5 protein-coding genes are annotated in these 5,201 nt (G+C 41.6%); 2 read left to right on the top strand and 3 right to left on the bottom strand.

The window, feature by feature from the left end:
• Window positions 1-151: 151 nt before the first annotated feature.
• The 3 genes from hisB to CK510_RS33035 form a co-directional block, all read right to left on the bottom strand.
• Window positions 152-781 carry an imidazoleglycerol-phosphate dehydratase HisB gene (hisB, locus tag CK510_RS25920; RefSeq protein ID WP_095724415.1) on the bottom strand — a complete coding sequence of 210 codons (630 nt, stop codon included), beginning with the start codon at window positions 779-781 and terminating at the stop codon, window positions 152-154.
• A gap of 210 nt (window positions 782-991) precedes the next feature.
• Window positions 992-1,768 (bottom strand): enoyl-ACP reductase FabI, encoded by a 777-nt coding sequence (fabI, locus tag CK510_RS25915; protein WP_095724414.1) that lies wholly within the window; start codon window positions 1,766-1,768, stop codon window positions 992-994.
• Window positions 1,769-1,889: 121 nt separating this feature from the next.
• On the bottom strand, window positions 1,890-2,033 hold the full coding sequence (locus CK510_RS33035) for a hypothetical protein (RefSeq protein WP_211293307.1): 144 nt from the start codon (window positions 2,031-2,033) through the stop codon (window positions 1,890-1,892).
• A gap of 511 nt (window positions 2,034-2,544) precedes the next feature.
• Between CK510_RS33035 and ntcA the strand changes: the two genes are divergently transcribed.
• Both ntcA and CK510_RS25905 read left to right on the top strand, forming a co-directional pair.
• Window positions 2,545-3,216 (top strand): global nitrogen regulator NtcA, encoded by a 672-nt coding sequence (gene ntcA, locus CK510_RS25910; protein ID WP_095724413.1) that lies wholly within the window; start codon window positions 2,545-2,547, stop codon window positions 3,214-3,216.
• A gap of 251 nt (window positions 3,217-3,467) precedes the next feature.
• Window positions 3,468-4,961: a DUF3084 family protein gene (locus CK510_RS25905; RefSeq protein ID WP_095724412.1), complete on the top strand. Its 1,494-nt coding sequence runs from the start codon at window positions 3,468-3,470 to the stop codon at window positions 4,959-4,961.
• Window positions 4,962-5,201 lie beyond the last annotated feature (240 nt).

Raw genomic sequence — 5,201 nt, 5'->3', positions numbered from 1 at the left:
GCGATTAAAATCGCCCGTGTCGCTTATATCTCAGCACTAAAGTGACTGAGTTTTACGCATACCGTGTTGTTCTATAAACTAAGTGTTTCTGGCTCTCTAGTATTTATGACAAATAATTTGTCGCTCTACAATATCATTTGGTATTTTCCCTCTACAAAACGCCTTTGGAACTAGGAATGACACCACCACGACGAGGATCGATTGCGATCGCAATTTGCATAGAACGCGCAAATGCCTTGAATGTGGCTTCGATAATGTGGTGTGAATTAATACCATCTAGTTGGCGAATGTGTAACGTCATTTGGCTGTGATTGACAAGGGCAACAAAAAATTCGCGCACTAACTGAGTGTCATATGTTCCCACTCGCTGCGTAGGAATCTGTAGACCATAACTCAGGTGCGGACGACCAGAAAAGTCTAAGGCAATTTGGACTAAAGCTTCATCAAGGGGTGCAAGAAAGTTGCCAAAGCGCACAATACCTTTTTTATCACCTAATGCTCTGTAAAGTGCTTGTCCAAGGGTAATACCCACATCTTCATTAGTGTGATGGTCATCGATATGTAAATCACCAGTAGCACGTACATCCAAATCAATTAAACCGTGGGAAGAGATTTGATGTAGCATGTGGTCGAGAAAAGGAATACCAGTATCAGCATGGCAGGCTCCGGTTCCATCCAGGTTGATAGTTACTTTTACGTCAGTTTCCCCAGTAGTGCGACTTACTGAGGCGATACGTGGGGCTAAATTTGATACTTCAGGGTGAGAGGATATAGTTTGCATGGTAATTAGGAAGTTATAAATTATGAATTATGAATTATGAATTATGAATTATAAATTATAAATTATAAGGTAGAGACGACCCGGTGGGTCGTCTCTAAAAAATTTAAGAGTTAAGAGTTAAAAGTAATGAATTGAGATTGAGAAGTTTTGAGTTTTTAACCCTGAATATCTAGCCCATGATTCCTAAACCCTAACTCCTATCTTGAACCATCACATTCCCATAATTTCATACCCGGCATCAACATATAGCACTTGCCCAGTGATTCCACTCGACAAATCGCTACACAAAAAAGCTGCGGTATTACCGACTTCGATTTGGGTGACAGTGCGACGTAGAGGTGCTACCGCTTCGACGTGGTGAATCATGTCTAAAATACCACCAACAGCGCTCGATGCTAAGGTGCGAATTGGACCAGCCGAGATAGCATTGACGCGAATATTATTTTGTCCGAGTTCGGAAGCTAGATAACGGACACTGCATTCAAGTCCAGCTTTGGCAACACCCATGACATTATAATTGGGAATGGCACGCACACCACCCAAGTAAGTCAGGGTGACAATACTTCCACCTTCAGTCATTAATGGTTTTGCTGCACCAGCTAGCTGAACGAGGGAGTAGGTACTAATTTCTAGTGCTGTGTTAAAACCCAATCGCGATGTTTGACTAAAATCCCCAGTCAAGTCATCCTTACCAGCGAAAGCTAGACAGTGAATGAGTATATCAAGCTTGTCCCATTTTTCGCCAATGGTGGCAAAAGTCGATTGAATTTGCTCATCGTTTTGCACATTACAAGGAAGAAACAAGCTGGGGTTTAGGGGTTCAACGAGTTCGGCAACTTTTTTCTCCATTCTGCCTTTCTCGTCGGGTAGGTAAGTAATCCCTAAATTTGCTCCCGCTTTGTGTAATTGTTGGGCTATTCCCCAAGCGATCGAACGGTTATTGGCAATTCCTGTGACAAGGGCATTTTTTCCGGTTAGGTCTAGCATATATATTCTTCAAACGATAATCTTACGGTTCCCGTGAACGCGATTCTCCACAAAAGAGGTTATGGGATTGCATAACGCACAACCCTAAAAGCGATCGCATCAGTTAGAGCATACTAGAATCTCAGGTAAATTTTGTCTTTCTTTCCGGTTCTTTTTTGTGTCTAATATTCTTGTCAACACAGAACAAATCGGTAAATATGGATAGATTATTCATTTTTGCTCCCCTGAGATAGCCAGCTTTTTGGGTATCTATATGATTACTCATTAGTTTATTCTGCCTCAGTATTTTACCTTGAAGATGGAGGGTTTTTCCTTAATTATTAAGCATTTGCAGAACCGACAGTTCCAGAATTACTGCATAAGTAGAAGTAGTCAAAGAGTCATCTCTCTCCTCCTTTAGTGGTTTTGTAGCTTGTTTTTTAACATGTGTTTTTTTGACTTGACAAACAACTAAAAACTAATAATCATGAACCAATAACTAACGACGAATGACGCAGAATTAAAAATCCTACTTATTCCTTAAGAAATTCCTTAATTACCAGGGCTTTTTCTTAATCAAACCTTTGCATCAGAAGTTTTTGTAAATAGTTATCAAAAAGTAGTAGCCGTAAAGACCAAAAATTATGTATCATTGTGAACAAATAGTCTTTGTAAACCTTGATAAAGCGAGGTTGAGTATAGGAAAGTACAAAAAGGTTGACAATGTAATATTGATTTTTCAAGTGTATTCTTAGGTAATCTGTTTTAATTTTCCGGCATTGGGTAGGGGAAGGGAGATGATCGTGACACAAGACAAAGCCCTCGCAAACGTATTTCGTCAGATGGCGACTGGGGCGTTTCCACCTGTTGTGGAGACGTTTGAACGTAATAAGACCATCTTTTTTCCCGGCGATCCTGCTGAACGAGTTTATTTTCTTCTCAAAGGTGCAGTAAAGCTCTCCAGGGTGTACGAAGCGGGAGAAGAAATAACGGTGGCGCTGCTACGGGAAAATAGTGTATTTGGTGTTTTGTCCCTACTAACGGGAAACAAGTCGGACAGGTTTTACCACGCGGTGGCATTTACCCCTGTAGAATTGCTGTCTGCCCCCATTGAGCAAGTAGAACAAGCGCTAAAGGAAAATCCAGAATTGTCGATGTTAATGCTGCGGGGTTTGTCCTCGCGGATATTACAAACAGAGATGATGATTGAAACGTTGGCTCATCGCGACATGGGTTCGAGATTAGTCAGCTTTTTGTTAATTCTTTGCCGCGATTTTGGCGTTCCTTGTGCGGATGGCATCACAGTCGATCTGAAATTATCGCATCAAGCTATAGCTGAGGCTATCGGTTCGACTCGTGTCACCGTTACCCGCTTGCTGGGTGACTTGCGGGAAAAGAAGATGATTTCAATCCACAAGAAGAAAATTACTGTCCATAAACCTGTTACCTTAAGTCGCCAATTTACTTAGGCAACTTAAATTTTCAGCCAATTTACTGAAAAAGTAGTTGGGGGAATTGAGGTGGCAAATTTTTGTATTCAATCGTTAGGCGGCTATAAGCTAGCATTAGTTAGTCATTTATAGTGCCTGTTTCCTTTTATAGCCCATCAATAGTGGAGGTAAATCTCTAAATTGAGTACATTCGGATATTGCCATCTAATCCCCCACGCGACTGGTTTAGAAGTAGTAGGCTGTATGTGGAAAGGTTTCGGTAGGCGACAATGACCACCGCGTACATCCTGATTACAGCAATTCTGATTTTGGGAGGCTTTATTGCCACCGTTGGCGATCGCATCGGCACACGGGTTGGCAAAAAGCGACTCTCACTCTTTAACCTGCGTCCCAAAAAAACGGCGGTATTAGTCACTATTTTGACGGGTATTGGGATTTCAGCATCAACACTAGGTATTCTATTCCTTGCTGATGGTGGATTGCGAAAAGGTGTATTTGAGTTGGAGAATATCCAAAAAGATTTGCGTCGCAAGCGCGAACAACTTAAGGGAGCCGAAACTCAGATTAATCAGGTTACGGGGGAACTTAATCAAGCTAAAACTCAAGAAGCAGAAGCTCAGAAGCGCTTGGAAAGTACCAACAAGAACCTGCAAGATGCCAACAAAAAGCAGAAAGAAACCCAAACTGCACTTAACCGCACGATTGACTTACAAGCTAAAACCCAAAATCAACTGCGCTCAACCCAAAGCCGACTCGGACAAGTTGTAGCCCAGTACCAACAAGCAATATCCCAGTTGCAAAGCGTCTACGATGAGCGTAAAAAACTTCAGGAGGAGATAGTACAGCAAAAGCTAGAGAGTCAGAGACTGTTCAGTGTGGCTAAATTAGCCATCGACGAAGCCAAAAGCGCAATCCAAAAGCGCGATCGCGAATTACAAAAGCGCAAAGACGCAATCGAATATCGCGATCGCAAAATTGCCCAACTTGATAACTTGATTCAGAAGCGCAATATTGAAGTTACCGCACGGGAACAAATAATTGCCCAGCGCGAATCCCGGTTGAAGGAACTCGAAACCCAACAAGGCTATCTCGAAGAAGAAGTCACTCGTTTAGAACAATACTACCAATCTTTCCGCGACCTGCGTCTGGGCAAATTGGCAATAGTGCGGGGACAAATGATAGCCTCGGCTGTTGTTAGCGTTCAGCAACCCGAAGGAGCGCCTCAAGCCGCAATTAAACTACTAGAAGAAGCTAATCGGAATGTCGTCTCTAGATTAAGCGAACCTGGCAGCAATCTACCCCCCGATTTTAAAATATTACAAATCACTCCCGAACGGATTCAGCAATTAAGCAAACAAATAAGTGATGGTCGTCAGTACGTCGTCCGTGTCTTTTCGGCTGGAAACTATGTACGTGGCGAAAAACGCATTGAATTTTTTACCGATGCTTCAGTCAATCAAATTGTATTTAAGGCTGGTGAAATTTTAGCAGCGACAAGTGCAGACCCAAAAACAATGACTTCATATCAATTGAGGCAAAGACTTGATTTATTAATCTCCGCTTCCCAGTTTCGCGCTCGAAATGCAGGTATTTTGGACGATATTCAGGTTGACAGTACATTTTTGCGGTTTTTGTCCCAATTACAACAATATGACCAGCCTGTAGAAATTAAAGCGATCGCAGCCGACAATACATTTACAGCCGGACCATTAAGACTTAAATTTATTGCTATTCAAAACGGTCAAATACTTTTTGGTACATAGTCATCCAATTTTGGATAAATCAGGGAGCCTATATTATTAAGGAATACTGGTCAAGAAATTAGAGATTAATTGTAGGGGTGGGGTTTCCCCACCCTTAAGAGTAAGCCACAAAATAAATGATCCTGTGTTGTCATGCTGTAGCTTGCTACTTACAGAATGACCGAAGAGCATTTCTTTATGTGGAGTTCTCTAATTGTCTTTTAAAATTAATAAAGATTATTGATATTCATAAAGAAGTAT

The sequence above is a fragment of the Brunnivagina elsteri CCALA 953 genome, from assembly GCF_002289455.1.
Taxonomy (GTDB): Bacteria; Cyanobacteriota; Cyanobacteriia; order Cyanobacteriales; family Nostocaceae; genus Brunnivagina; species Brunnivagina elsteri.
This window is presented reverse-complemented; position numbering and strand designations above follow the sequence as displayed.

Coding starts and splice junctions, on each gene's coding strand:
- hisB (WP_095724415.1), bottom strand. CDS start 781: ATGCAAACTATATCCTCTCACCCTGAAGTATCAAATTTAGCCCCACGT.
- fabI (WP_095724414.1), bottom strand. CDS start 1,768: ATGCTAGACCTAACCGGAAAAAATGCCCTTGTCACAGGAATTGCCAAT.
- CK510_RS33035 (WP_211293307.1), bottom strand. CDS start 2,033: ATGAGTAATCATATAGATACCCAAAAAGCTGGCTATCTCAGGGGAGCA.
- ntcA (WP_095724413.1), top strand. CDS start 2,545: ATGATCGTGACACAAGACAAAGCCCTCGCAAACGTATTTCGTCAGATG.
- CK510_RS25905 (WP_095724412.1), top strand. CDS start 3,468: ATGACCACCGCGTACATCCTGATTACAGCAATTCTGATTTTGGGAGGC.